The organism is Halobacillus sp. BBL2006 (assembly GCF_000786645.1).
Taxonomy (GTDB): Bacteria; Bacillota; Bacilli; order Bacillales; family Halobacillaceae; genus Halobacillus.
Genome location: NZ_JRNX01000707.1, coordinates 1 through 1,946, shown reverse-complemented (window position 1 = coordinate 1,946; position 1,946 = coordinate 1). Strand labels below are relative to the sequence as shown.

The following is a 1,946-nucleotide window of genomic DNA, read 5'->3' as shown; positions in this document are numbered from 1 at the left end:
GGAGTCATAGTCGACGAAGAAGGCAAAGCGGTCGATGTTAAACTACGTGAACGTTCTGTTGCAGAGCGTTTAATAGAAGAGTTTATGCTGGCAGCAAACGAAACCGTCGCGGAGCACTTCCATTGGATGGAAGTTCCGTTCATCCACCGAATCCACCAGGACCCTGACGAGGAAAAACTGCAGAACTTCTTTGAATTTGTTGCGAACATGGGGTATGTGGTCAAAGGAACGGCAGACAGCGTTCACCCGCAGGCGCTGCAAAAAGTGCTTGAAGAAGTCAAAGGCACGCAAGAAGATATGATCATCTCAAAACTGATGCTTCGTTCTATGCAGCAGGCAAAATATGATCCTCAAAGCTTAGGGCACTTCGGACTTGCTACAGACTTTTATACGCATTTCACTTCTCCGATCCGCCGTTATCCGGACTTAATCGTACACCGCCTTATCCGTACGTATCTTGTTGAGAAGAAGCTGGATTATAAGACCCGGAAACACTGGAAGGACCAAATGCCTGAGATTGCACGCCATTCATCAGAGATGGAACGTGCAGCCGTCGATGCAGAGCGGGAAACGGACGACTTGAAGAAAGCTGAATTCATGCAGGATAAAATTGGTGAAGAATTCGAGGGCGTCATCAGTTCGGTTACAAGTTTCGGTATGTTCGTTGAACTCCCAAATACCGTCGAAGGCCTTGTCCATGTTAGTACGTTGACCGATGACTATTATCAGTTCCACGAAAAACAGTTCGCCATGATTGGAGAGCGCACTGGCAATGTATTCCGAATCGGTGACGAAGTAACCATTCGTGTGACAAATGTAAATCTTGACGAACGCGTCGTCGATTTTGAAATTGATGGGATGAAGCCGAGAAAAGAAAGAAAGCGTCCTGAACGGCCGAAACAGATTAAAACGGATAAATCACCGCGTAAGAAAGAGAAAAATAAGCAAAAAGGAAACAAACCTTTCTACCGAAATAAAGGCGTACCGAAAAAAGGACGCAAGAAGAAGAAATAAAAAGAACGCGCGGGGCATCCCCGCGCGTCTTTTTATGCACTCAATATTTGTTTTACTTGAGCTAAATCCTGTTGATTCAAAAAGCCTTCTGAGCGGTTTACGTCTACATCTACGTAGCATGACCACTTAGAAAGTTCATTGTCATCAATTTGAGTATTGTTGACAATGATACCGTTTTGTTCAGAACACACTTGATACGTGACGAATAGTTTATCCTTCATCAATTGATCATCATGAGTAACGGATACAATCGTCCAGCGATCTTTGTCTACTTCCACCCAGTCTTCGGCTAAAGTGTCTTCTACTGTTGGCTGGTAGACGGCAGGCTCATTGTGGTCAAAATAGCGGATGCGCCCTTTCTCATCTTTTATAATATATCCTTCGAACGCCCAGTCTTTACGTTTTAGCGCTTGACCTTTATTCAGCTTATCAGCGGCATTTAAGAAGTTCATAGTTATTTATTCCTTTCTCGCAATGAAGTATTACAGAAAGGATTTTATTAACTCGTAAAGCCAGTGTCAATCCATTTGCGATCATTTTTTAAAAAAGCTGTTTTAAAAGATAGTGTGGACACTAAAAGTTATTCAGCATAATTGCAGGGTTGTGGAAGAATCGATTTCGAGATTTTTTGCGGGGTTCTAAGGGCGGTTGGGAACGACTCGCTTTCCGTGGGCGTGTGCTGAGCCTCCTCAGGCTGCCGCCTTCCGGGGATAAGGGGGCTTTAGTCAAATCAAAATTTCAACAAAGTTCATTAACAAGATTGTAAAAGCAATTACTTAGGGTTTTTCCATAACCCATACAAAACCCAGGGGTCTTGAACGTCATAGGCCCTTAAATCAGGAATGCTTTTGAACCCTTGATCTGAGAAATCAATCCAGCATCCTACATTGTATGGGTTACGGTTCCAGTGCTCCATAAGCGTTGCAAAAAAT

General features: G+C 43.6%; 2 protein-coding genes. One reads left to right on the top strand and one right to left on the bottom strand.

The genetic code is table 11. The annotated features are described in order from the left end of the window. Positions 1-1,014, top strand: a 1,014-nt coding sequence (locus LD39_RS18605; RefSeq protein ID WP_035551564.1) for a ribonuclease R family protein, incomplete at its 5' end; no start/stop codon positions are given. A gap of 32 nt (positions 1,015-1,046) precedes the next feature. Here the strand turns inward: LD39_RS18605 and LD39_RS18600 are convergent. Beyond that, positions 1,047-1,466 carry a hypothetical protein gene (locus LD39_RS18600; RefSeq protein WP_035551561.1) on the bottom strand — a complete coding sequence of 140 codons (420 nt, stop codon included), beginning with the start codon at positions 1,464-1,466 and terminating at the stop codon, positions 1,047-1,049. Positions 1,467-1,946 lie beyond the last annotated feature (480 nt).

What these genes read in the sequence shown, in the direction of transcription:
- LD39_RS18600 (WP_035551561.1), bottom strand. Translation starts at nt 1,466, where the DNA reads ATGAACTTCTTAAATGCCGCTGATAAGCTGAATAAAGGTCAAGCGCTA.